Annotated in this window: 27 protein-coding genes; 17 read left to right on the top strand and 10 right to left on the bottom strand. The window is 68.3% G+C overall.

The window, feature by feature from the left end; translation table 11 throughout:
* The first annotated feature begins 19 nt into the window (after nt 1–19).
* Together IFU19_RS02555 and IFU19_RS02550 are read left to right on the top strand one after the other, a co-directional pair.
* The gene (locus IFU19_RS02555; protein WP_192012850.1) at nt 20–1447 is read left to right on the top strand and encodes a CCA tRNA nucleotidyltransferase; all 1428 of its coding nucleotides are present in this window, start codon (nt 20–22) and stop codon (nt 1445–1447) included.
* A gap of 251 nt (nt 1448–1698) precedes the next feature.
* On the top strand, nt 1699–2223 hold the full coding sequence (locus IFU19_RS02550) for a hypothetical protein (protein WP_192012849.1): 525 nt from the start codon (nt 1699–1701) through the stop codon (nt 2221–2223).
* A 198-nt stretch (nt 2224–2421) separates the two neighbouring features.
* Here the strand turns inward: IFU19_RS02550 and IFU19_RS02545 are convergent, their stop codons facing one another.
* Genes IFU19_RS02545 through IFU19_RS02535 form a run of 3 tightly spaced genes read right to left on the bottom strand, consistent with a single transcriptional unit; the run spans nt 2422 to nt 3904 of the window.
* Nucleotides 2422–3183 carry a hypothetical protein gene (locus IFU19_RS02545; RefSeq protein ID WP_192012848.1) on the bottom strand — a complete coding sequence of 254 codons (762 nt, stop codon included), beginning with the start codon at nt 3181–3183 and terminating at the stop codon, nt 2422–2424.
* Nucleotides 3180–3515, bottom strand: a complete 336-nt coding sequence (locus tag IFU19_RS02540; protein ID WP_192012847.1) for a hypothetical protein — start codon at nt 3513–3515, stop codon at nt 3180–3182. Before IFU19_RS02540 ends, IFU19_RS02545 begins: the two co-directional genes overlap by 4 nt.
* A complete protein-coding gene (locus tag IFU19_RS02535) occupies nt 3512–3904 on the bottom strand; it encodes a YbaB/EbfC family nucleoid-associated protein (protein WP_191916545.1) in 393 nt (130 codons plus the stop codon). Before IFU19_RS02535 ends, IFU19_RS02540 begins: the two co-directional genes overlap by 4 nt.
* 97 nt (nt 3905–4001) lie before the next feature.
* Here IFU19_RS02535 and IFU19_RS02530 point away from each other — a divergent pair, with 97 nt between their 5' ends.
* Entirely contained in the window at nt 4002–4850 is an 849-nt protein-coding gene (locus IFU19_RS02530; protein WP_192012846.1) for a hypothetical protein, read from the top strand.
* Nucleotides 4851–5167: 317 nt separating this feature from the next.
* On the top strand, nt 5168–5440 hold the full coding sequence (locus tag IFU19_RS02525; protein ID WP_191916547.1) for a hypothetical protein: 273 nt from the start codon (nt 5168–5170) through the stop codon (nt 5438–5440).
* Nucleotides 5441–5523: 83 nt separating this feature from the next.
* On the opposite strand, the gene IFU19_RS02520 is transcribed toward IFU19_RS02525, so the two are convergent.
* The 4 genes from IFU19_RS02520 to IFU19_RS02505 are packed head-to-tail and all read right to left on the bottom strand — an operon-like array spanning nt 5524 to nt 9007.
* Nucleotides 5524–6129, bottom strand: a complete 606-nt coding sequence (locus IFU19_RS02520) for a response regulator transcription factor (RefSeq protein WP_082509391.1) — start codon at nt 6127–6129, stop codon at nt 5524–5526.
* 7 nt (nt 6130–6136) lie between these two features.
* Nucleotides 6137–7255 (bottom strand): sensor histidine kinase, encoded by a 1119-nt coding sequence (locus IFU19_RS02515; protein ID WP_244645169.1) that lies wholly within the window; start codon nt 7253–7255, stop codon nt 6137–6139.
* A gap of 28 nt (nt 7256–7283) precedes the next feature.
* On the bottom strand, nt 7284–8081 hold the full coding sequence (locus IFU19_RS02510; protein ID WP_192012845.1) for an ABC transporter permease: 798 nt from the start codon (nt 8079–8081) through the stop codon (nt 7284–7286).
* Nucleotides 8078–9007 carry an ABC transporter ATP-binding protein gene (locus IFU19_RS02505; RefSeq protein WP_192012844.1) on the bottom strand — a complete coding sequence of 310 codons (930 nt, stop codon included), beginning with the start codon at nt 9005–9007 and terminating at the stop codon, nt 8078–8080. Before IFU19_RS02505 ends, IFU19_RS02510 begins: the two co-directional genes overlap by 4 nt.
* 171 nt (nt 9008–9178) lie before the next feature.
* Between IFU19_RS02505 and IFU19_RS02500 the strand changes: the two genes are divergently transcribed.
* From IFU19_RS02500 to IFU19_RS02470, 7 genes are all read left to right on the top strand, one after another.
* Entirely contained in the window at nt 9179–10060 is an 882-nt protein-coding gene (locus IFU19_RS02500; protein ID WP_192012843.1) for a hypothetical protein, read from the top strand.
* Entirely contained in the window at nt 10048–10341 is a 294-nt protein-coding gene (locus tag IFU19_RS02495; RefSeq protein WP_192012842.1) for a hypothetical protein, read from the top strand. Before IFU19_RS02500 ends, IFU19_RS02495 begins: the two co-directional genes overlap by 13 nt.
* A 140-nt stretch (nt 10342–10481) precedes the next feature.
* Nucleotides 10482–10772, top strand: a complete 291-nt coding sequence (locus IFU19_RS02490) for a hypothetical protein (protein ID WP_192012841.1) — start codon at nt 10482–10484, stop codon at nt 10770–10772.
* Nucleotides 10769–12532, top strand: a complete 1764-nt coding sequence (locus tag IFU19_RS02485; RefSeq protein ID WP_192012840.1) for an alpha/beta hydrolase — start codon at nt 10769–10771, stop codon at nt 12530–12532. The genes IFU19_RS02490 and IFU19_RS02485 overlap by 4 nt, the downstream gene beginning before the upstream one ends.
* 86 nt (nt 12533–12618) lie before the next feature.
* Nucleotides 12619–13074, top strand: a complete 456-nt coding sequence (locus IFU19_RS02480; protein ID WP_192012839.1) for a hypothetical protein — start codon at nt 12619–12621, stop codon at nt 13072–13074.
* 79 nt (nt 13075–13153) lie between these two features.
* Nucleotides 13154–14095, top strand: coding sequence for an ATP-grasp domain-containing protein (locus IFU19_RS02475; RefSeq protein ID WP_192012838.1), 942 nt, complete (start codon nt 13154–13156; stop codon nt 14093–14095).
* Entirely contained in the window at nt 14082–15398 is a 1317-nt protein-coding gene (locus IFU19_RS02470) for an O-acetylhomoserine aminocarboxypropyltransferase/cysteine synthase family protein (protein ID WP_441004764.1), read from the top strand. Before IFU19_RS02475 ends, IFU19_RS02470 begins: the two co-directional genes overlap by 14 nt.
* A gap of 355 nt (nt 15399–15753) precedes the next feature.
* Here the strand turns inward: IFU19_RS02470 and IFU19_RS02465 are convergent, their stop codons facing one another.
* Complete coding sequence (locus IFU19_RS02465; RefSeq protein WP_199858529.1) at nt 15754–16815, bottom strand: LLM class flavin-dependent oxidoreductase; 1062 nt, start codon at nt 16813–16815, stop codon at nt 15754–15756.
* Nucleotides 16816–16938: 123 nt separating this feature from the next.
* Here IFU19_RS02465 and sfnG point away from each other — a divergent pair, with 123 nt between their 5' ends.
* Complete coding sequence (gene sfnG, locus IFU19_RS02460) at nt 16939–18072, top strand: dimethylsulfone monooxygenase SfnG (protein WP_192012836.1); 1134 nt, start codon at nt 16939–16941, stop codon at nt 18070–18072.
* A gap of 26 nt (nt 18073–18098) precedes the next feature.
* Nucleotides 18099–19169 carry a putative FMN-dependent luciferase-like monooxygenase gene (locus IFU19_RS02455; protein WP_192012835.1) on the top strand — a complete coding sequence of 357 codons (1071 nt, stop codon included), beginning with the start codon at nt 18099–18101 and terminating at the stop codon, nt 19167–19169.
* A 48-nt stretch (nt 19170–19217) separates the two neighbouring features.
* Here the strand turns inward: IFU19_RS02455 and IFU19_RS02450 are convergent, their stop codons facing one another.
* Nucleotides 19218–20336, bottom strand: a complete 1119-nt coding sequence (locus IFU19_RS02450; RefSeq protein WP_192012834.1) for a hypothetical protein — start codon at nt 20334–20336, stop codon at nt 19218–19220.
* A gap of 28 nt (nt 20337–20364) precedes the next feature.
* On the bottom strand, nt 20365–21528 hold the full coding sequence (locus tag IFU19_RS02445; protein ID WP_191916686.1) for a hypothetical protein: 1164 nt from the start codon (nt 21526–21528) through the stop codon (nt 20365–20367).
* Nucleotides 21529–21714: 186 nt separating this feature from the next.
* Here IFU19_RS02445 and rpsF point away from each other — a divergent pair, with 186 nt between their 5' ends.
* The 4 genes from rpsF to rplI all read left to right on the top strand — a co-directional run bounded on the left by rpsF (nt 21715) and on the right by rplI (nt 23459).
* Entirely contained in the window at nt 21715–22107 is a 393-nt protein-coding gene (gene rpsF / locus IFU19_RS02440) for a 30S ribosomal protein S6 (RefSeq protein WP_055832381.1), read from the top strand.
* Between the two features lie 5 nt (nt 22108–22112).
* Nucleotides 22113–22640: a single-stranded DNA-binding protein gene (locus IFU19_RS02435; protein ID WP_055832383.1), complete on the top strand. Its 528-nt coding sequence runs from the start codon at nt 22113–22115 to the stop codon at nt 22638–22640.
* Nucleotides 22641–22741: 101 nt separating this feature from the next.
* The gene (rpsR, locus tag IFU19_RS02430; protein WP_055832386.1) at nt 22742–22996 is read left to right on the top strand and encodes a 30S ribosomal protein S18; all 255 of its coding nucleotides are present in this window, start codon (nt 22742–22744) and stop codon (nt 22994–22996) included.
* Nucleotides 22997–23006: 10 nt separating this feature from the next.
* Nucleotides 23007–23459 (top strand): 50S ribosomal protein L9, encoded by a 453-nt coding sequence (rplI, locus tag IFU19_RS02425; RefSeq protein ID WP_055832388.1) that lies wholly within the window; start codon nt 23007–23009, stop codon nt 23457–23459.
* Nucleotides 23460–23613 lie beyond the last annotated feature (154 nt).

The raw sequence follows: 23613 nt of genomic DNA, 5'->3' as shown, positions 1-23613 counted from the left end.
CCCGGATAGGCTCGAAGGCATGCTGAACATGGTCGACGGTCTCGCGCGCCTGGAGGAGCTGGCGGCCCACCCCGTGGTCGCCACTCTCGCCCGCGTCTTCGCCGACGCCGGTCGCGACCTGGCCCTGGTCGGGGGACCCGTCCGCGACGCGTTGCTGGGCCGGATCACCCACGACTTCGACTTCACCACCGACGCGCGTCCCGACGAGATCCTCGCCCTGGTGAAGCCGGTGTCGTCGGTGCAGTGGGACGTCGGTCGGGCCTTCGGCACGATCGGCGCCCGGGTCAGGGGTGAGCAGGTCGAGATCACGACCTACCGGGCCGACAGCTACGACGGCGTCACCCGCAAGCCCACCGTCGAGTTCGGTGACACGCTCGAGGCCGATCTCAACCGCCGCGACTTCACGGTCAACGCCATGGCGCTGCGGGTTCCCGCCCGCACCCTCGTCGACCCGACGGGCGGCGTCGAAGACCTGCTGGCCCAGCGCCTGCGCACCCCCATCGATCCCGCGGTGAGCTTCGGCGACGACCCCCTGCGCATGCTGCGCGGAGCTCGATTCGCGTCGCAGCTCGAGTTCACCCTCGACCCCGACACGCTCGCCGCCATCGTCGAGCTGCGCGCCTCGCTGAAAATCGTCAGCCCCGAGCGCGTGCAGGCCGAGCTCGTACGGCTGCTCCAGACCGACGACCCCGTCCGCGGTATCCGGGTGCTGGTCGAGACCGGCCTGATCGACGAGTTCCTGCCCGAGGTACCGGCGCTGCGCCTCGAGGTCGATGAGCACCACCACCACAAAGACGTCTACGAGCACTCGCTCACCGTGCTACGCCAAGCCATCGCGCTCGAGAAGGAACGGCATCCTGATGCCGCCCCCGACGTGCCGCTGCGTCTCGCGGCGCTGCTGCACGACATCGGCAAGCCCGCGACGCGGCGCCTGGAGCCGGGCGGCGGCGTGACCTTCCACCACCACGACATCAAGGGCGCACGCCTGGCCCGCAAGCGTCTGCAGGCGCTGCGCTTCGACGCGAACACCACGACCGTCGTCTCGCGCCTGGTTGAACTGCACCTGCGGTTCTTCGGCTACGCCGAGGGCGCGTGGACCGACTCCGCGGTCCGACGCTACGTGCGCGACGCCGGTGACGAGCTGGAACGCCTGCACATCCTCACGCGGGCCGACGTGACCACGCGCAACAAGCGCAAGGCTCATCGCCTGGCATCCGCGTACGACGACATCGAGAACCGCATCTCGGCCCTGCGCGAGCAGGAGCAGATCGACGCGATCCGCCCCGAGCTCGACGGCAACCGCATTCAAGAGGTGCTGGGTGTGAAGCCCGGTCGTGAGGTGGGCGAGGCCTACCGGTTCCTGCTCGAGCTGCGCCTCGACGAGGGCGTGCTCGGCGAAGACGAGGCCGAGAAGCGGTTGCGGCAGTGGTGGGCGGCGCGGGACTGAGGCGATTCTGTCGTGTTGCCGATGGGGCGGCGTGGTGTGTCGGGTGGTCGGGTCGCTGGCATCCGGGGCTCGTTTCGTGCACCGGGGCGCCCAATGACCGCCCCGGTGCGCCGATCGCGCCCCGATTCACGTCTGACGCCCCCCGGCTCGTGGTCCCGTATCGAACGGCCCCGGCGGACCGAGCGTTCGGTTCATCCCGCGTTCTCCGCGCAGCGATGCCCGATGTCGGAACTGCTCGTTACTCTGAACATATGGACGAACAAGCGCTCGACATCTTCTCGGCAGCTCGCGCTCGACGCGACGTGGGGCGCATCCGCGAGGCCCTCGCCGAGGTGAAGGCGGGCGACATCGCCCGCGTCCTCGTCCGCTCATCCCGCTACGGGCTCTACGCGCTCGAGGGCACCGTGCGCATCGGCGTCGGGGGGCAGCCCCTCGTCGGCGACGTGATCCTGGCCACCAGCGCCGAGATCCAGCGGATCGACCTCGGCATCGAGGCGCCCGAGCCCGCGCTCGGCGCCGATGTCGTCGATCCCTCGACCCTTCCCCACGGCACGCCCGTGCGCGTGACGTTCCTCACCCCGACTCACCAGACGTTCGCGCTGACCGGGCCGATCACGGCCGGCAACGACCGCTTCCTGCTCGTCGGCAGCTGGATCGTCGCCGACGATCGCGTCATCGCCCCCCGCGTGCAGAGCATCGAGCGCCTCGACAGCGTCGACCTGCACGAGGTCAACGTCCCGCCGCTGCGGTCCGTGCTGGCAGACGCCGACGCGTAGTCCTTCGCGCTGAATGGATGCCGCGACCGCGGGGTCGTGGCATCCATTCAGCGTTCGTACCGAGACGGTCCGCGCCGGATGCGGTCGCCGAAAGGGAGCCAGCGACATGGGTCGACGGTGATGTGGACGCGGCGCACGGACAACGGACGGTGCACGACCCCGGTGCTTGTGAGATGGATTCAGCCGAAGGGGGATCGGTCACGCCGCTGCGGCGCGATCATCGGTGGCGGATGCCGCCCCTTCGACGAACTCCTTGATCGTTTTCGCGAGATCGACATAGGTGCCGGCCGAGGTGACGAGTTCGCGAATGAACGAGGAGAGCAGAGAAGTCCACTTCGCCGACTTCACCGCCAACTGCGCGGCGATCGCCGGTGTTGCCGCGCCGAGAGTGCCGGCGGCCAGAGCGAGACTCTGCACGACGAAGCCGACGAGGTCGGCGATGACGTCGCGAACGACGTCGTGCACCGCCTTCACGATCCCGGCGAGCAGATCGGCCGCGATGCCGAGGCCGGCGCACAGTTCGGCACACCTCTGCAGAGAGGAGGTCAGCGTCGTCAGCAGCGAACGATACGCGTCGGCCGCGGCGCCATCGAAGTCGGCGAGGTCGTCCACGGCGCGCGCGAGCGACCCGGAGGACTCACCCAGACGCCCGGAGACGTTCTGCCACGTTTGAGCGAACCCAGCTACCTCGTGGTGGTCGCCGGTCAGCTGATCCAGCCACTCATTGAGCGGCCACATGTGCTCGAGGAGCCAGCCGACTCCGAGTGAGACCAATGTGGCGATGGGGTTCACGACGGCATCGATGCCTGAGACGACGATCGAACCACCGGCGAGGGAGGCACCGATCCAGTCGCCGCTCGAAATGGACTCGACCAGCGAGTACCCGTCCTCGAATGGGCCCAGCGCGTCCGTGAGGCTGCCTTCCGTGGGCGCGGCGATCAGCGAGTTCGCGTCAGTCACACGTAGACCCCGCCGTCGATCTCGGCGCGAAGGGTTTCGAGTTCTTGTACGAAACGGTTCTCGAGGTTCTCGAAGTCGTCGGCCATCTGCGTGGCTGCGGTCGCGGCCCGTCCGAGCGCTCGCTCGACGGAAGCGACTGCGCCCATCGCGCCCAGCCCCAGCATCGTCGTCGGCACGGCGGCGAAAGCACACATGATCCCGAACGCCTGCCCACCCAGGGCAACATGCGCGGCCGCCGCTGACGCCTCTGCAACGTCGTGCGAGATCGCGGTGATCTTCGTGGCGTGCTGGCGGAGGAAGTCCGGGTCTACCTGGATGCGATCGGCACTCATCCCTCGTCCTCGCGGTTCACGTGCGGACGATAGCGCTCTGCGTTCTGACGGAGGCCGACGACGGTGGGCGCATCCGGCCCGAAGGTTTCGGACGCGAGAGCGACACTGCGTCGTGTCGCCTCTTCATACCCGTCCTCGACCGCATCCAAGAGGAGCGAACGCACCTGTCGTGGATCCAGCACGAGGGCGCGGTGCGTGAACGTGATGTCCACCAGCCTGCCGTTCGCGTCGACGTGGACCGTCAACTCTCCACCCGGAGACGTCTGACCCACGCGAATGGCCTCGATGTCTGACGCCAACTTCTGCATCTGTTCCGCCCGATGCTGACTCATCGCCACCTGTGCGTCGAGCTTTCGCAGCGCATCGTGCATTTCCGCTGATTCCGTCATTCAGCCCTCCTTGAATGTCGTGCTCGTACACCCTAGAGATTCTCCGCGCGTGTTGTCAGCCATTTGTCATCATCGCCGCCGCGGGCAGAATGAGTCCGTGCTCCCACAGATCGACTACACACCGCTGACGCATCCGACCGAACCGCCGGCGCGGACGGATGCCACGGCCTTCGCCGTCTCCCGCTTGGCGGCGACGAACGGGTGGGAATACTTCACACACGCCGTCGCGCAGGAACTGCCCGGCGTGGTGTTCCGCCAACCGAACGGGCAGCCGCGCTTCTCACAGCGGGCCGTGAACATCGTCCGCATCCCGGGCGCCCCGGTGATCGAGATCGGTGACAGCTTTTACACCGAGGTCGCCGTCGGCAATCAGTTCACGCAGCAGTGGGGGTACGTCGCGGTCCATCTGGGCGTTGCATTGCCTTCGGTGACCGTCGAGGCCGCGAGCAATCGGACACACGCCGCCCTTCCCTCGACACCCGAAGGGGCGGTGTCCGATGATCGTCGCGCCGGCGTCGTCGTCGAGGCGGCCCCGGGAACCGAGCCGATCGTGGACGCTCTTCTGACCTCCGAGATCACGGCGGCACTGGCCGACGCACAGTACCCGCTCGACGCGGAACTCACCGGGCCGTGGCTGTTCCTGTATGCGCCACGCTCGCTGTCGACAGACGATCCGGCATCGTGGGAGCACCTCTTGCGTACTGTCGACCTGTTCGTCCAACGGGTGCGAGAGGTCGTGCCCACGAACAGTGCGGTCGTGTCGGCTCCCTCCGGTTCTTCTGCGTCGTCGACTCCCCCGCCGTCGGCGCACACCGTCTCGTCGATCGCGCCGATGCAGCCCCGAGGTTCACGCGTGAACGGGACACGCGTGCGGTGGTACCTCCTTGCGGTGTTCGGCGCCATGGCACTCGCGGGTGGCGCCGCTCTGCTCTTCGGGGGGCGCTGACGGCTGCAGCTCGTGCGCCGTATCGGGTGAGCCGCGGTGCGTTCCGGCGTCCGAGTTCGTCGATGGTGCTGGGTGGGTGCCGCTGTCGCCGTGGAGAGTGCAGAGGGAGCCGACGGGGCTCCGGACCCGTCGTGAAGCGATCGTGCCGGGTCAGCATCCCCGGGAAGGCGGTGCAGGCGAAGAACCTCCGTTGATCGGGCGAAGCCACCGGTGCTTTCCCCCTTCGCGCGGTTGAGGCTCGTTAGCGTGTGGTCGGCCCGGGCGCGACCCCGGCTCGCTCGCGACCCGCGCGAGCGGCGCACGCGGAGGAGCGTCCGATGAATTTCAGTGCCGGGCGTCTGTTCGTCGTCTTGTCGGCCCCTTTCGTCTCGGTGGGCATCGTCGCGGTCGTGCTGATGCTCCTCGCCATTGTGGCGACCGAGGGGGCGACGACCATCGACATCCCCTACCTCGTCACCTACACCGGGACGATGGACGCCGGCGGTGGCGGGAGGGCCCTGTACATCGACGGATCGTGGGCAGTGGCCGCTGCGGTGGCCGGAATCCTGGCGTCACCGATCGTCGCGTTGGCTCTCCTCCTGCCCGATTGACGAGCGCTCGCCTGCCCGGGCTGTGCGCCGGAGGACCCCACGCGACCCGCACTCACCTCGGCGGGAGGGGTTCTTCGCAGCACTCACAACCAGCCCCGGTCGACAGCCACTCGCACGGCGTCCGCCCGATTGCGCCCGCCGGTCTTGCCGATCGCACTGGAGAGATGGTTCTTCACCGTGCCCTCCGACAGGTGCACCATCCGCGCGATGTCGGCGATCGATCCGCCCGACCGCGCTGCGGCGAGCACGTCGGTCTCACGCTCCGTGAGGGGTGAGTCGCCCTGAGCCAGCGACTCGACGGCCAGCGCCGGGTCCACGACTCGCAGCCCCATCGACACGCGCCGCACGGCATCGGCCAGCTCGGCCGCGGGAGTGTCCTTCACGACGAAGCCCGATGCCCCGGCCTGAAGGGCCCGTGCCAGGTAACCCGGCCGGCCGAAGGTCGTGACGATGAGGGCACGGCATCCGGGAACCTCGGAACGCAGGAGCGACGCCGCGGCGATGCCGTCGATACCGGGCATCTCGATGTCGAGCAGCGCCACCGTCGCCTGAGACGCGCGAGCCGCTTCGACGACCTCGTCGCCGCGCCCGACCTGGGCGACGACCTCGATATCGTTCTCGAGCCCGAGCAGGGCGGCGAGGGCACCGCGCACCAGGGCCTGGTCGTCGGCGATGAGAAGCCGGATCACCATCGCGTCACCACGTCACTTTCACTCTGAACCCGCCGAGATCACTGCGACCCACGGTGAGCCGGGCGCCCGCGGTCTCGACGCGTTCGCGCAGGCCCGTGAGCCCTGACCCCGAGGATGCCGTGGTGGACGGTCCGCATCCGTCGTCGTCGACCTCGACACCGCGGGCGCTCAGACGCACGCGGCACGCGTGAGCACCGGCGTGCCGTACGACGTTGGTCACCGACTCGCGCACCACCCATCCGGCGAGCTCCCGGCGATCGGCGGGGACCTGCTCGGTCGACCCGGGCAGGTCGGGCGTCACCCCGGCGCTCTCGAGGGCGGCCCGCGCCGCGGCGAGCTCCCCGCTGATGCTCACACCGCGGAAACCGTGCACCGTCGCGCGCACGTCGGCCAACGCGCCACGCGCCAGCTGCTCGATCTGGGCGATCTCGTCGCGCGCGGCCGGGGATCCGGCATCCATCAGTCGCCCCGCCAGCTCGGCTTTGACCGTGATGACCGTCAGGGAGTGGCCGAGGATGTCGTGCACGTCGCGAGCGACGCGGCCCCGCTCGCGCTCGGCGGCGAGCTCGGCGACCTGGTGCTGCGCAGCCCGAAGACGCGCCAGGGTGGTGATGTTGCCGGTGAGAGTCGCCATCATCACCGACACCGAGAGGATGACGGCGGCGTTCAGGGCGCTGTTGCCGACGTCGGCGTCGTCCCACACCCCCACGGCGAAGGTGAGGCCGGCCAGCACCAGGAGGGCGATCCAGAGCATGCTGCGCCGCATGCGCGAGACGGCGAGGGCCACGCCGACGAACGTCCACAACCAGCGCACGTCGGCGCCGAGCCAGGGAATGAGCGACAGGCTCAGCAGGAAGAGCACCGCCGCCGGAACGAGGCGCACCGCACCGGGCTGCAGCCGCCGCATCACCGGAACCGTGCACAGGAAGGCGCCGCCGAAGACCGCCACGAGAAGCGTCGGCACGATGGTGACGGCCGAAGGCTGCGCCCACAGCGTGTACATCGTCGGCACGATCCAGGCGAGAGACATGCCCGCGCCGATGAACCACCCGCGGTTCGACATGGCGAAGCCGGCACCCGCGGAGGGTGCCGATCCGGCGGCGGGGGCGGCCTGCTCGTTCATCACGTTCACCATAGGACGCCCCCGTCGCTCACCCGCGCCGCGTATCGCGACGGAAGAAGGCGACCGTGCCCGTGACGAACACCGCGAACCAGATGACCGCATTGATCAGGGCGCCGATGTCGAAGGCATCCCCCGTCAGCGGTGACCGCGCCAGCTCACCGATGCCGTACACGGGTGTCAGCTTGCCGATGACCTGCAGGAAGTCCGGCATGTTCGACAGCGGGAAGAACAGGCCGCCCAGGAACGACAGCAGAACGACGACCAGGCTCGTGATCTGCGCGACGTTCTCACCGGGCACCATGTAGCCGACCATGAGCCCGAGCGTCGTGAAGACCGCACCGGCGAGCAGCCACGCGGCCAGGCCCGACACGATCCACTGGGATGCCGACAACTCGACGCCCGAGAACATGGCCACGATGTAGGTCGCGACGATGGCGACGAGACCGAACATCATGCCCGCGATCGTCTTCACCGAGATATTGACGACAGGGTTCAGCGGCGTGAGGCGCAGCTGCCGCGTCCACCCCTGCGCGCGCTCGGCGGCGACCGACGCCCCGGTCTGGGTCGCCGACATCATCGCTCCGTACATCGCCATCGACACCATGATGTACGCGGCCACCGACACTCCCCCGGATGCCACCGGCGTCGCCGTCAGCGGTTCGTCGAGCAGCTGATACCCGACGATGAAGAACATCAGCACGGGGAACGCCACGGTGAAGAACAGCCCGCGCGGGTTGCGGATCTTGCGCATCAGCTCGAGGCGCAGATAGGTGAGAGTGAAGCCGCCGAGGGCGGGCACCGGTCGATCGAGGGTGATGGCGGTCATCGGACTGCTCCGTTCAGGGCGGGTTCCGCGGCGTCGGCGGTGAGGGCGAGGAAGACGCTCTCGAGGTTCTGCGCGGTGATCTCGAGATTCCGCGCGGGGGTGGCGGTCAGCAGGTGCCGAGCGAGCTCGTCGGAATCACGCGTGCGGATCGTGACGCACTCGCCGGCGGCCTCGACCGAATCGACGCCCGGAATCGACGCGAGCGCCGTGAGGTCGGCATCCGGGAGCGTCATCTGGACGACCCGACCCGAGACGAGGTTCTTGATCTCGGCGGTGCTCCCGTCGGCGACGATCCGGCCGCGGCTCATCAGAACGATGCGATCGGCGTATTCGTCGGCCTCGTCGAGGTAGTGCGTGGCGAACATGACGGTGCGTCCGCGGGTGGCATCCGCCCGGATCGCGCTCCAAAAGGAACGGCGCGCCTCGACGTCCATGCCGGTGGTCGGTTCGTCGAGGATCAACAGCGCGGGGTCGCTCACGAGGGCCATCGCGAAACGGAGCCGCTGCTGCTCGCCCCCGGAGCACAGGCCCACGCGACGGTTCGCCAGACCCTGGATGCCGGCCCGCTCGAGGGCTTCGTCGACGGGACGCTTCTCGGCGAACAGGCTGGCCGTGAGGGCCACCGTCTCGCGGACGGTGATGTCCTTGAGGAGGCCACCGGTCTGCAGCACGGCCGAGACGAGGCCGCGGGCGACGGCGCCGCGGGGAGTGTGTCCGAACACCTGGATGGAGCCGGCGTCGGGGTTCGTGAGGCCGAGGATCATGTCGATCGTCGTGGTCTTACCCGCGCCGTTCGGGCCGAGGAAGGCCACGACCTCGCCCGGACGGACGGTGAGGTCCACGCCGCGAACGGCGTGGACGGAGCCGAAGCTCTTGACGACGCCCCGCGCGTCGATCGCGACGGGGGTGGGGGTGGAGGAGGTCATGTGTTCATGCTCGCTGCGCACGATGGTCGGCACGGGGGGCGTGGGTCACGTCGTGGGGGTGACGTTCGTCATGGGTCGGGGTGGAGGGGTGAAGTTCGAGCTGGTTTGGATGTATACATGCACATCTGAGTTAGCGTTCCCGTGTTCGACTCACGACATTTGGAGGACCACATGGACGTTCGCGACCGACGGTCGGGTCGTTTCCTGCTCGCGACGGTGGCGATGGCCGCCACGGTCGTTGCGGGGACCGTTGTTCAGCCCCACGACGCAGCGCGCGCCGCAGATCCGCTCAGCGCAGAGACGGTCACGACGCAGGAAGTCGTCGACGCCCTCGACAGTGTGCCGGGAGGGCTGGTGCACGACGCTGTCACCGCGCCTTCCCCGGTCGCCGGAGGACCCGATGGTCCGTCATCCGCGCCGCTTGCCCTTGACATCCCGACCGATGCGTCCCGGGGAGTCGGCATGACCGCGGGCGACTTCAGCCTCGTCATCGGACTCCCCTACGCAGACGAGGCGAGCACGACGGCGCACACCACTGAGGGGGCTGTCGTGTACCCCTCCGAGGGTGACAGCGCCAACGCTGTCGTTCCCGTTCGGGGTGGAGTGCAGCTGCTCTCGGTGATCGAGAACCGGGACGCCCCGGAGACGTACTCCTACCCCCTCGCTCTGCCCGCGGGGCATTCCCTCGAGGCGGTTCCCGACGGCGGCGCCCAGGTGGTCGACGCGCAGGGGACCGTCAAGGTGACCTTCGAGCCCGCCTGGGCGAAGGATGCCGCCGGGGTGAGCGTTCCCACGCATTACACCGTTGAGAAGAACACTCTGACTCAGGTCGTGGAGCACCGCGAGGCCACCGGAGTCGCCTATCCGATCGTCGCCGATCCTCTTCCCGTCATCCTGATCGTCGTGACGGCCGCCGCGGCGATCGTCGTCACCGCGCTCGCTCTGGGAGTCGCCACCTGGATCGTCGTGAGCTGGTGGAACCTCTGCCGCTCGCGGGGTCAATACCCTCAGCTGTCGACACGTGACGGCTTCACGGCGCGATGCGTGCGCTGAGTCGAGCGCTGGGTGCCGACCGACTGTTCGTGATGGCCTGCTCGTTCTCCATCGCGGTCGGTGTCACCATCATCGGGGCCCTCGTGCTGACGACCTGCGCGCTCATTCAGACCACCACCATTCGGATCCCATTCGTCGCGGTGTTCCACGGATTCCTCGGCGAGGGGGGAACCAACGCCGTCACGGTGAATGGGTCGTGGGGTGGAGTGTTCGGAGTGGTGCTCCTCCTCGCGGCACCGCTCTGTGCGGTGGCCATCACTTACCGCGGTGGCGATCACTGATCCGTCTTCGGAATCGCCCAGGGACACCGCCCGTCCCGATTCGGCGCTCCCGCGACGAGCGCGGGCAAATCTTTCCCCGTCAGGGGTGGATCTGTGGATAACTCGCGGGGCGACTGCTCAGACCTCAGTACCGTGCGGGGATGCAGAAATTCACGGTCGAGCCAGAGGCACTGCGCCGTGCGGCGTACGCGGTCGACGCCGCGGGCGACCACGCAGGGGCGCAGACGTCGTTGAGGCCGACGCGCAACCTGGGGCACGCGCGGCTGAGTGCGGCGGCCGAGGAGTTACTGCAGAGTCTGACGGGCGGTTGGACGGAGGCCACGGCGCAGATCGACGCCGTGGCGGCGAGTCTGCGCGCCACCGCGCAGATCTACGAGCGAGCCGATGCCGAGGGCGAACGAGACGCTCGCACCATCGGCGCGCAGCGATGAGTGCCCTGGGCGCGACGACGCTGGCCTCTGAGCTGGTTCCCGGCTCCGTCGAGGCGGCCTACGAACTCGCGCGTCTCTGCGGGCAGCGATCTTCGGTCGCCGATGAGATCTCTCACTCCCTTCGGCGACAGCACGAGATCGACGGATGGACGGGGAGCGCCTCCGACGCGTACGGCGCGCGGGTCGACCTCATCGCGCGCCGATGGGAGGTGATCGCTGAGGCGCTGGAGGCCCTGGTCGAACCGATGCAGACCTATGGCCGCGCACTGTCGCGCGCCCAGGGGCTGGCTCAGGATGCCATCGAGGCATGGGCCTACGCCTCATCGCTGCCGACCGACGGTGGCGAGCTACCCGCATTCCGTTCCTTCGCGAGCGGATGGCCGCTGGCCATTTCGGACGGACGCCATCAAGGCGCAGCGCCGAGTTCCCGCGCTGAGGCCTTGCGCCGGGCCGAAGCGATGCTCGCCGACGCGTGCGCCGACGTGCTCGCCGCGGGTGACATCGCCGCGGCCGCGGTGCGTGCATTGATCGAGCCGCTCCGCGCGCGAGGCGAGGTCTGGGTCTCGATCGGTGAGGGCCTCGGGCGCACCGCGGTGCCGTCGGCGCACGTGCTGTCGGTCATGTCCGCGCTCGATCCGTCTGCCCTGACCGCTCTGCTGCGGGCACGGCCCGACCTGGTGGTGAGGCTCGCACAGGCCGACCCTGCTGCCATCGCGCCGTGGTGGCGCGATCTCGACCCCGACGTGCGCGAGGTGCTCATCACCGAAGCACCCGGGGTGATCGGGAACCTGGGCGGCGTCGCGTACGCGTCTCGCGACCGCGCGAATCGCATCGTGCTCGCGCAAGCGCTCCAGGATGCCAGGAAAAGCCCCTGGGATCAGTCCGATCAGGTCGCTGCGCTGGAGGCACTGGAGAGAGCTGCCACGGGCAATACCCTCGCCTCGCTCGTGCTCGATCGGCCCCCGTTGGCGCAGGTGGCGGTGGGCGATCTGGATCGGGCTCGTCATATTTCGGTGATCGTGCCGGGGATGGGGACGACGGTCGGTGGTGACATTGAGGCGTACGCGAAAGTCGCTGATGCCCTCGCCGGGCAGCAATCTCGCGTATCCGGCGTCGATCGCGATGATCTTGGCGTGGTTGCCTGGATCGGATATCACCCACCCATGCCGGATAGCCACGCGCTGGAGGTGGCCTCCGATGACCTAGCCGGAGTCGGAGCCCGCAGTCTCGCGTACGACCTGGAATCACTGCGAGTTGCAGCTGGCGACGGTTCTCAGGTGGAGCTCTCCGTCGTTGCGCATTCCTACGGAACGGACGTCGCCACCCTTGCGCTGCGGCAAGCGGAGGCGGATCACCTCGTGATGCTCGGCTCTGCTGGAATTTCTGGCGATATCGGCGATGCCTCGACACTGAATGTCCCCGAAGGACAGGTTTTCTCGTCGCAATCGAGGCGTGACGAGTGGGCCCCGATCGGCCAGGTCTTATCTGGACGCACAGACCCGACGAGCGGCGAATTCGGAGCCTCGGTGTTCTCGTCGGAGTCCGCGGTCGTCGAGGGGAAGGAGCTTTACGCGGTGTCCAAGCATGGGCCGTTCGGGACGGAGACCGAAGCGGACGCCAGCTACTTCACGCCGAACACCACCTCCATGTACAACACGGCGCTCGCAACGATGGGCAACGACGGGCGTCTCGTCCTGGGTGGCACCGCCGAGGATCGCGCGGTGAGAGATGGAAAGAAATGGGGTGAGGACGAACTGTGAGACGACGGTTGAAGGTCTCGATCGTTCTCCTGGCGTGCATCGCACTTACGGGCTGCTCGCCCACGAACCAATCTGAGGAAGAAGCCATGACCGTCGACAATGTTTCATCTCGCGGGAACGACTTGTACGCGGCTGTGCGAGCTGTCGTGGGTGAGGGCGCGTGGTCGACAGATGAGAAATGGCTATCGTGCGGGGTTACTGATGGACAGGCGCGGGTGCAATTGCGTCTCGACTCGAGGCTTGCGGCGGACATTCCCGGACGACCTCAAGATCTGATCGAGCTTGTGCGCGAGCGCTGGTTGGCCTTGGGCGTCGATGCCGCCCCCGCAGTCAACAGCGATCTCGATCCCGTCCGATACATACTTTCCGACCCGCCCTTCTTGCAGGGCGTGAAACAGGACGGTTCCACTTCGAGTCTCTGGCTCGGAACAGGGATCGCCAACTTTGGCTATGTCAGCCCCTGCATCCCCGGTGACGTGTTTCTGCTGAACGGCGTGACACGTTCCTCTTTTTCCCACACGTCGTCGGGTACGACGCACTGAGAGGACCGAACGAACTTCAGGGTGTCCTCCGGTGACGCTCCGCACCCGCGATGTCCGAGCCTCGGGTTAGCCTGACCACATGTCGGGCAAGGTCTACGTCATCCATGAGAACCCCCAGTGGCTCCCGCCGTTCGAGGCGGCATTCACTGCCGAGGGGGTGCCGTTCGAGGAGTGGCTGCTCACCGATGGGTCGATCGACCTGTCGGTCGAACCGCCCGAGGGCATTTTCTGGTCGCGTCTCAGTGCGTCGGCGCATACGCGTGATCACGCGTACAGCAAGGAATTCGGCCGTGCCGTGCTGCGCTGGCTGGCGTCGTGGGGGCGCACCGTCATCAACGGCGCCGACGTGCTGGAGCTCGAGGTCAGCAAGGTCGCCCAGCATGCGGCCCTGCGTCACGCAGGTATCGACGTGCCGCGCACCGTCGCGGTGTTCGGCGTCGACGATCTCGCCGCGAAGGCCGAGCAGTTCGGGGCGCCGTTCATCAGCAAGCACAACCAGGGCGGAAAGGGCCTCGGCGTACGCCGCTGGGACTCCGTGTCCGAGTTCTCGGAGTGGGTCTCCTCTCCCGACTTCGAGCCGTCGCCCGACGGCATCACGCTGCTGCAAGAACTCCTGGTCGCGAAGGCGCCGTTCATCACCCGCGCCGAGTTCGTGGCGGGTGAGTTCGTCTACGCCGTTCGGGTCGACACGAGCGCGGGCAGCTTCGAGCTCTGCCCGGCCGAGGCCTGCGCGGTGCCCGGCGCCGACGGTGTCGAGCCCGAGCCCCTCTTCCGCCTCCGCGATGACGTCGATCAGGCACTGATCGACCGTTACCTGGCCTTCCTCGCCGCCGAGGGAGTCGGCATCGCGGGAATTGAGTTCATCGAGACCCGTGACGGACGCAGCGTCACCTACGACGTGAACACCAACACGAACTACAACCCCGACGTCGAGGCGACCGCGCCGCGTTCCGGCCCGCGTGCCATCGCGCGCTGGCTGGGCTCGCTGCTCCCCCAAGAGGCCGTGGGTGCCCGTGGCTGAGGCTGCCCCGCCGCACACCGAGTGGCACGGCTTCGGGTTCGCGACGCGTCAGGTGCACGCCGGCGAGGTCGAAGACCTCACGCACGGCTCACGCATCACCCCGGTGCACCTGTCGGCGGCGTACCGTTTCGCCTCGTTCCAAGAGGCCACCGATCGATTCGGCGGCGCCGACCTGGGGCACCTGTACTCGCGAAACCTGAACCCGACGAACCAGGTCGCCGAAGCACGACTGGCGTCGCTCGAAGGCGGTGCCGGCACGATCGTCGTCGGCTCCGGCCAGGCCGCCATCACCATGGCCCTGCTGGGTCTCGCCGGCAGCGGTGAGCACCTCGTGTCGACCGCGAGCATCTACAGCGGAACCCGGGTGCTGTTCGACCGCACCTTCGCGCGCATGGGTGTCAGCGTCGACTACGTCTGGGACCCCAGCGACGAGCGCGAGTGGGACTCCCTCATTCGGCCCGAGACCAAGGCGATCTTCACCGAGACGTTGCCGAATCCGAAGAACGACGTCGTCGACATCGACGCCGTCGCCCGAGTGGCGCGCAGGCACGGCATCCCCCTCGTCGTGGACAACACGATCGCGACCCCCTTCCTGATCCGTCCCATCGAGCACGGAGCCGACATCGTCGTGCACTCCGCGACGAAGTTCCTCTCGGGTCACGGCGCCAATCTCGCGGGCGCCGTCGTCGACGGCGGAACGTTCGACTGGGCGGCATCCGATCGCCCGTATCCCGGCCTCACCGAGACGCCGATCGCAGAACACGCCTCGTTCGTCGACGCGTTCGGCCCTCGCGCGTTCGAGTTCTTCCTGCGGTTCGGCATCGCCAACGACACCGGTCCCGCCCTGTCGCCGCTCAACGGCTTCCTTCTGCAGCAGGGCATGGAGACGTTGTCGGTGCGCATGCGTCAACACCTCTCCAGCGCACACACGATCGCGACGTGGCTCGAGCAACACGACGGCGTCGAGAGCGTCGACTACGCCGGACTCCCGTCGCACCCGCAGCACGCGCTCGCCGTCCGCGACTACGGTGGCCTCTCGGGGTCGGTCTTCTCGTTCACCGTGGCTGGCGGTCGCGACGGCGCCGAGCGATTCTTCGACGCGCTGCGCCTGTTCAGCCGCATGACGAACATCGGCGACACCCGCTCGATGGCGCTGCACCCCGCGACCACGACCCACCTCGGCTTCACGCAAGAGACGCGCGACCGCCTCGGCATCGGCGACGGTCTCGTGCGTCTGTCGATCGGCCTCGAGGATGCCGAAGACCTCATCGCCGACCTGGATCAGGCGCTTCGCGCGGTCTGACGCCGGCTGCGCCGCCTGGCGGGCCGATCCGTCGGCCTCCGGCTTCGTCGAACTCAGCCGCCTGCCGCCGACGCCGCACTCCCCCGCCCCCCGTTGAGTGTCCAAGACACGCCGCATCCGCGCCTGTCTGAGCGGCGTGTTCTGGACACTCAACGCTGGGGACGCCCGTAGCGCGAACGGCGTGGAGACGCGCAGACCGCATTCTCCCCCCCCGTTGAGTGTCCAAGACACGCCGCAGCCCACCCCGACTGAGCGGCGTGTTCTGGACACTCAACACTGGGGAAGCGCACGTAGAGCGCGCGGCGCGTTCGGAACCCTCGCCAGGGGAGACGCGCTCAGCGCGGCGGCGGCGCGATCAGGCGTCGCGGAGCGCCTCGAGACGCCGCACGCGCGGGATGACGTCGGCGGCGAAACGTTGCAGTTCGGGCAGGTGCGGCGAGAACTGCAGCAGCAGGGTCGAGACGCCGACGTTCGCGAACTCGACGATCCGGTCGGCGACCTGATCGGGCGTGCCGATGAGGTTGGGCCGCAGGCCGCGGTTCGACACCGAATACTCCTTCAGGTCGACCGGGGTATCGAGCTTCGACTTGCTCACGAAGTCCTGGTACGAGCCGTAGGCCGCTCCCCCGCGCACGTCGGTGATGCGATCGATCTCGGCCTGGGCCTCGTCGTCGGTGTCGCGGACGACCGCGTACGCGGCCATGCCGAACGCCTCGAACGGCGAGGCGCCGGCCTCGGAGCGCCGACGGCGCATGTCGGCCACCTTCGTCGACAGCTCCTCGAGCGTGCCGCCGTGCGTCAGGTACGCGTCGGCGAAGCGCGTGATCGCGGTGCGACCGGCCTCGCTCTCGCCCCCGGCGTACAGGCGCGGAAGCACCTGCGGCTTCGGTTCGGTGTACGTGCCCTCGGTGCGGTAGTACTCGCCCGCGTACGCGAACGGGGTCTGCGTCCACAGGCCCCGCAGCACCTCGACCCACTCGATCGTGCGGGCGTAACGGTCGTCATGCGCGCTGAACAGGCCGTCGTACTGCTTGGCCTCTTCGGCCCACCAGGCCGACACGACGTTCAGCGTGAAACGCCCCCCGCTGATCTCGTCGATGGTCGCCGCCTGCTTCGCGGTGTGGAACGGGTTGTGAAACCCCGGGCGCACCGCTGTCATGAGCTCGAGACGAGACGTCACCGCCGCCAGACCGGCGGTCACCGCCCACGCGTCGAGCGACGGGGCCTCGACGCCCTTGATGTCGTTCAGGTTGAGCTCGGGAATGAGCGTCAGGTCGAAGCCGCCCTCTTCGGCGACGCGGGCGATCTCGGCGATGTGGGCGAACGACACGGGCGTCTGCTCGTCGTCGACGTTGCGCAACCACCCGCCGAAGATCGGGGTCCAGTAGCCGAATCGCACGCGCTGGGGGCAGGTCATTGGTCCATCCTCACCCGTTCCCAGACGCCCGGGGTCACGGGGCGAAACGGGCCGTCACATGACGTTGACCCGAAGCCGACCCGGTGCGACGGTGGCCGTGTTCCGATCCGCGAGGAGGATTCCATGACCGACATCTCCCCCACCCACGAGCCCCTGAAGTTCGCCTACTGGGTTCCCAACGTCAGTGGCGGACTGGTCATCAGCTCGATCGAGCAGCGCACCGACTGGAGTTACGACTACAACGTGAAGCTGGCGCAGACGGCCGAGCGCGTCGGCTTCGAGTACGCGCTGAGCCAGGTGCGGTACGCCTCCAGCTACGGCGCTGCCCAGCAGCACGAGTCCACCTCGATCAGCCTGGCGCTGCTGCTGAACACCGAGCGACTCAAGGTCATCTCGGCGATCCACCCGGGGATCTGGCATCCGGCGGTTCTCGCGAAGTTCATCAACACCGCCGACCAGTTCTCGCACGGGCGGGCCGCGGTGAACGTGGTCAGCGGATGGTTCAAAGACGAGTACACCGACCTGGGTCTGGAATGGCTGGAACACGATGAGCGGTACGAGCGGGCGGCCGAATTCATCCAGGTGCTGCGGGGCCTCTGGACACAGGAGAAGTTCTCGTTCCACGGCAAGTACTACGACATCACCGACTTCACGCTGCGTCCGTTCCCGTACGAGGTGCCGGGGCGCCCCCACCCCGAGATCTTCCAGGGCGGGAACAGCACCGCCGCGCGATTCAATGGCGGCGCCTTCTCGGACTGGTACTTCTCGAACGGCAAGGACTTCGACGGCTTCACCGAGCAGTACGACGACGTCACGCGCGTCGCCGCCGAGCACGGGCGCCGCACGCGCTTCGGCCTGAACGGCTTCGTCATCCAGCGCGACGGCCGTGCCGCGGCCGAGGCGCAGCTGCGCGACATCATCGAGCACGCCGACGACAGCGCGGTGCAGGGATTCCGTCGGAGCGTGCAAGAAGCCGGCGCCGCCACGAAAGACGGCAAGGGCATGTGGGCCGACTCGTCGCTCGACGACCTCGTGCAGTACAACGACGGTTTCCGCACGAAATTGTTCGGCGACGCGCAGCAGATCGCGGAACGGATCGTCGAATACAAGAAGCGCGGTGTCGATCTGTTCCTGCTGGGCTTCCTGCATTTCCAGGAGGAGCTCGAGCACTTCGGTGAGACGGTGATCCCGATCGTGCGCGAACTCGAGGCCGATCTCGCGCGCACCGGGGACGCGATCGCGGTACCGGCCCGCTGACCGGAGGCCCCGCTTAGGCTCGAAGAATGGCGCGAATCAGCGGGGTGCCCGAGAGCACGCGGGTCGGCGCGCGGCTGGGGTTCTTCACCCGACTTCTGGATGCCGGAACCGACGGCCAGCGGTATCGCGCGGCGCTCGAACAGGTGCGTGCGGCCGAAAGGCTCGGCTTCGCGTCGTTGTGGGTCGCCCAGCATCACTTCGACCGTGACGAGGGGGGACTGCCGTCGCCCTTCCCGTTCCTGGCGGCGGCCGCCGTGCAGACCGACCACATCGCCCTGGGAACCGGCATCGTGACGCTGCCCATCGACGACCCGGTGCGCGTGGCCGAAGATGCCGCGTTCGTCGACGCCCTGAGCGCAGGGCGCGTGCAGCTCGGCATCGGTACCGGTGGCACCCCCTCATCGTTCGCCGCGTTCCGCCGCTCGTCCGACGACCGGCGTGAGATCCAGGCCGAGCACGTCTCGGTACTCCGCGACGCCTTCGCCGGGCACGGGATCCGCGACACGGAGCTGCGGCTCAACCCCCCAGCTCCCCACCTGGGCTCACGCCTCTGGCAGGCGACCTTCTCGGTCGACGGCGGGCGTCGCGCCGGTCGGGACGGCGACGGTCTTCTGCTCTCGCGCACGCAGCCGCGACAACCCGGGCAGGCGCTGCACGATGTCCAGCTGCCGATCGTCGAGGCCTACCTCGCGGCGTTGCCGACGGGGGTCGAGCCCCGCATCCTCGCCTCGCGCACAGCGGTGGTGGTCGACTCTGCCGACCTCGACGAGACGTGGCGCGGAGCTGAGCGCGGCATCCGGCGCCTCACCCGCACCTTCCTTCGACGCGACGACTCGGGCGATCTGCGAGATCTCGCGCGTGCTTCCGACACCCACCTCGGCACCGTCGACGAGGTCGTGGCCTCACTGACCGCCGACCTCACCCTGGCCCGCGCGACAGATGTGGCGTTCCAGGTGCATTCCGTCGACCCCGCGCACGAGGTGACGCTGCGCTCGCTGGAGTTGCTGGCCGAGGAGGTGGCCCCCCGTATCGGCTTGCGCACGGGGGCCGAGGCCGCCGGTGAGCTTCTGAATGTCGGGGCCGACGTCGACGTATGACGCCAGAGGCATACATTCCTCGGTCGGAATGTGATCACCCCGACCCCGTCAACGCAGGAAGTCGGAGACGAGGGTGAACACCCACCAGCCGCCGATGGCGACCGCGACGACGACGGTGACCCACGAGAAGCGGCGTTTCAACCGTCGACCAGGCACGGCGACGCCCCGGGGTGGGGGAGTGAGCAGCGGAGCGGCCGGATACGACACTCCGGCGTCGACCGAAACCGTGGGCACCCCCGACGAGGCTGCGGCCGACAGCCGCTCATCGCGCCAGCGCGCCCACTGCGCGAGTTTGTCGTCGATCGCGTCGACGGTCACGAACAACCACTCCCAGACGGCGGGGTCGAGCGTCGACAGCTCGCGCCGCGAGTAGAGGAACAGCCAGTCATCGACGATCTCGACGTCGAGGGCGGCGGCGCTGTCGATGAAGCGCGCCATCACGTCGGGCGTGAAGAGATACAGTGCATCGCGCTCGTACCCCTCCGGGCAGTACAGCGCGAAGTGCCTGTCGAAATCGCCCTCGAGACTGAGCCGCTGGCGTGGGCCGAACGAGACGGGCAGGTTGGTTCCCCCGAAGAGGCCGTTGTTGCCCACGGCATCCAGGACGATGTGCGGCAGCGGGGTGTCGAGGCGGAGGGCGACGTACCCCCACCGATGCGTCTGCTTGTTCTTGCCCGACCCGGTCTCGTACGAGAAGTTGCCGATCTCCACGGCCCGCGGACGTTCTCCGCGCACGAGATCGCTGGTCTCGCGAGCGCGACCGAGGCCGAAGATCATGCCGGGAAGTTCGGGGTTCGCGAACCCCGGATGCCAGGTCATCCCGTTGGCGCGCGCGAAGTGGTCCAGGCGGTATCGGCGCACGGCCGCTCCCCCGAGGCCGCGGATGATCGCCACACCCGTGAAGACGGAGACGGCCAGGAAGAAGGCCAGGACCAGCAGGGAGATCGGGCCGGAGCCGTCGCGTGCGAAGAACGACGCGACGATCGCGCCGAAGACCGGCACAGCCACGAGCAGGAACGCGGCGCCCACGATCACCAGCACGACGATCGACACGAGTCGACCGCTCAGTCGGCCCTCGCGTCGAAGCTGCGCGCTGAACGCGCGCGCCGTCGCGCGGTCGACGGGCTCGGTGAGCGGCGCGGGGTCGAACGGTGCGTTGCGGGTCATCGTGATCGCCTCCCTTCGTCGACGGTATTCACAGCGACAGCACGAGCAGGAGAGGCACGAGCAGCATCACCAGGCCCAGGGCGAGTGCCCCGCCCACGATCACCAGCACGACGACCCACGGATTGCTGCGACGAAGTCGCCTGCCCGCCGGTGCCACGCCCCGCGGGTGCGGCTGGAGCAGGCCGGCAGGCACGACGGGTGCGCCCCCGGATGCCGCTCCCCCGGCGTGGGCGACGGGGACCGGAGTCGGCGCGGGCACGGCGGTCACGCGGTCGTCACGCCACCGCTCCCACTGCTCGAGCTTGTCGAGCAGCGCGGAGATCACCGAGAACTCCCACGCCCAGCGCCCAGGATCGACGCTCGACAACTCCTCGCGGGAGTAGAGGAACAACCAGTCGTCGACGATCTCGACGTCGAGCACCGCGGCGTTGTCGATGAACCGGGCCATGACGTCGGGGGTGAAGAGGTACAGCGCGTCGCGTTCGTAACCCTCGGGGCAGAACAGGCGGAAATGGCGGTCGAAGTCTCCCTCGAGGCTGAGCCGTTGGCCTCGCACCCACGACGCCGGAAGGTTCGACCCGAACGCGCCGTCGTTCGCCGTGGCATCGAGGACGATGTGGGGGAGCGGCGTGCCGAGGCGGATGGCGATGTAGCCCCACCGCACGGTGGTGCTGCTCTTGCCGTTGCTCACGACGTACGAGTGGTTGCCGATCTCGACGAAGCGCGGCTGCCGGCCCCGCACCACATCGGCCGCCGTGCGAGCGCTGCCGAGCGAGAAGATCACCCCGGGAAGCGGGGGCGCCGGCACCGCGGGGATGTACTCCATGCCCACGTCGCGGGCGAACCCGGCGATCCGCCACCGGCGGTCTTCCTGCGCCCGCACGCCGCGCTGAGCGACGAGGATGCCGGCGATCAGGGCGCCGAGTCCCAGCAGCACGGGCACGACGAAGAGGAACCCGACGACGATCGCGCCCTCGTGCAGCACCGAGGCGAAGACCGCGACCAAGAACGCGAAGAACACGCCCATTCCGGCGATCATCGCGAACGCGATCGTGTACGCGACCACCGCGACGGCACCGTTGCCCGACGGCAGGCGCCCCTCGGCGCGCAGCCGTGCGGTGAAGGCGCGCGCGCCCGCGCGATCCTCGGGTATCAGGAGTGCCCTCGCGTCGAACGGTCGTATCCCTGTCATGCGGCCCCCCGCCGTCGGTGTGCTCCACGCTACCGATCGCCGATTCCCCGGGGGAGCCGGCATCCGTTAGACTACGAAGGTTGTCCGGTCACGCCCATGCGCGTATAAGGCCGCGGCAACGTGCACCACACCCTCCTGCTGCCGGGAAATGCCCGTCAGCCGTTCTAGTCCGAAGGAGGTGGGTTAGTGACGCACCAGTACGAACTCATGGTCATCTTCGATCCCGAGGTCGACGAGCGCCAGGTCGCTCCGAAGCTCGACGGATTCCTCAAGGTCATCACGGCCGATGGGGGAACCATCGACAAGATCGACATCTGGGGCCGCCGTCGTCTCGCCTACGAGATCCGCAAGAAGAACGAGGGCATCTACGCCGTCGTCAACTTCGTCGCGACCAGCGCTGCCACGAACGAGCTCGACCGTCAGCTGAAGCTGAACGAGCAGATCATGCGCACCAAGGTCCTGCGGGCTGAAGAGGCCATCGCTCAGGTTGCCGCCGAAGCCAAGCGCTCCGAGGAGAAGGCTGCTCGCAAGGCCGCCGCTCCCCGCAAGGTCGAGTCCGCCGAGAAGGCTGCGAAGTAACGACGATGGCCGGCGAAACCGTCATCACCGTTGTGGGCAACCTCACGGCCGACCCCGAACTGCGTTACACGCAGAACGGTCTTCCGGTCGCGAACTTCACCATCGCGTCGACTCCCCGCACGTTCGACCGTCAGGCGAACGAGTGGAAAGACGGCGAGGCGCTGTTCCTGCGTGCCTCGGTGTGGCGCGAATTCGCCGAGCACGTCGCCGGTTCGCTGACGAAGGGTTCCCGTGTCATCGCGACCGGTCGCCTCAAGCAGCGTTCATACCAGGACCGCGAGGGCAACAACCGCACCTCCATCGAACTCGAAGTCGATGAGATCGGACCCTCGCTCCGCTACGCGACCGCTCAGGTCACCCGTGCCGCGTCCAGCGGTGGTGGCGGCGGTGGCGGTGGCGGACAGCGCCCGCAGGTGCAGCAGTCGGCTGATGAGCCGTGGTCGACCCCCGGGTCGAACAACGGCGGCAACAGCGGCGGCGGCGCCGACGCGTGGAGCACTCCCGGTTCCTACGGAGACGACACACCGTTCTGATCTTCGCCGCGCTCTCGAGCGTGACGATCCCTGAAATTCCGGATGCCATTCGCCGGTCCGCGTGACCGAGCAGGCATCCGAACCACACGAAAGAAGGAAGCATGGCTGGAAAGGCCACTGGCGACCGCCGCAAGCCGCGGAAGGGCGCGAAGAACGCAGCCCCCGCGAAGGCGATTCGCGTCGGCGTCATCGATTACAAGGACGTCCCCACCCTCCGCAAGTTCATCTCGGAGCGCGGGAAGATCCGTGCCCGTCGTATCACCGGTGTCTCCGTGCAGGAGCAGCGCCTGATCGCCCGCGCCATCAAGAACGCGCGCGAGATGGCTCTTCTGCCCTACGCCGGCGCCGGCCGCTAAGGAGCACCCGATGGCAAAGCTGATTCTCACGAATGAGGTCACCGGGCTCGGTAGCGCCGGTGACGTTGTCGAGGTCAAGAACGGGTACGCCCGTAACTACCTCATCCCCCAGGGTTTCGCCGTCGCGTGGTCGCGCGGTGGCGAGAAGCAGGTCTCGTCGATCCGTGCCGCTCGCGAGAGCCGCGCGATCCACGATCACGAAGACGCTGTGGCCCTGAAGAACACGCTCGAGTCGAACACCGTCAAGCTGGCCGTCAAGGCCGGTAACGAGGGTCGCCTCTTCGGTTCGGTCAAGACGGGCGACGTCGCCGACGCCGTCAAGGCCGCCGGTCTCGGCGAGCTCGACAAGCGCAAGATCCAGATCACCTCGGCGATCAAGTCGGTCGGCGAGCACGAGGCGACCGTTCGCCTGCGTGACGATGTCACCGCCGTGATCACCCTCCAGGTGGTTGCCGCGAAGTAATTCGCGACGCACGAATCGGCCCCGCTCCTGCTTCGGCAGGGCGGGGCCTTTTCGTGTCCTGCGGCGGGCCCGTCATACTCGACGGCGGGCTCGAACGGCTCGTCCACCGGGACGGCTCCCGGGCCGCGCCAGGGGAGGACCCCGTGACCGTCGA

This window comes from Microbacterium sp. CFBP 8794 (assembly GCF_014841235.1).
Taxonomy (GTDB): Bacteria; Actinomycetota; Actinomycetes; order Actinomycetales; family Microbacteriaceae; genus Microbacterium.
Note: the sequence above shows the minus strand (reverse complement) of the source record. Positions and strands in the feature narration are given on the sequence as shown.